The sequence below is a fragment of the Mesorhizobium sp. M7A.F.Ca.MR.362.00.0.0 genome (assembly GCF_004023175.1).
Lineage (GTDB): Bacteria > Pseudomonadota > Alphaproteobacteria > Rhizobiales > Rhizobiaceae > Mesorhizobium.
Genome location: NZ_RZTF01000282.1, coordinates 1 through 366, shown reverse-complemented (window position 1 = coordinate 366; position 366 = coordinate 1). Strand labels below are relative to the sequence as shown.

The 366-nt window shown below is 63.9% G+C and carries 1 pseudogene; it reads right to left on the bottom strand.

The features are described from left to right. Positions 1–57: 57 nt before the first annotated feature. Positions 58–366: pseudogene (locus EOC06_RS26565) on the bottom strand (ribose ABC transporter substrate-binding protein); the annotation flags it as partial.

Genomic DNA, 366 nt, shown 5'->3' with positions numbered 1-366 from the left:
CTGGCAGGCCGGCTCCGCGAAAGGAGCCGGCCTGCTGAGAGGCTAGTTCGCGCAGCGTTATTTTGCGCAGGCGTCGGGGACCTTCGAATAATCCCAGCCCTTGGTCGGCGCCGGGTTCGAGAAATAGGCGTCGAGCCATTCCTCCGGCATCGGATCTTTCGGCGGGATCGGGAAGATCGACACGGCATCGGTCGTCATGCAGTCCTTGTACCAGGCACCGAGATCGGCGGTGTGGACAGGCGGGATCGGGATCAGCAGCGTGTTCAGCTTCGGCTTCTGTCCGTCGAGCATGCGCTCGCCGACGCGGAACAGCGTTTGCGCGGTCCAGTGCGGCAGCACCGCATGGCCTTCGAAGCGGTACTTGTC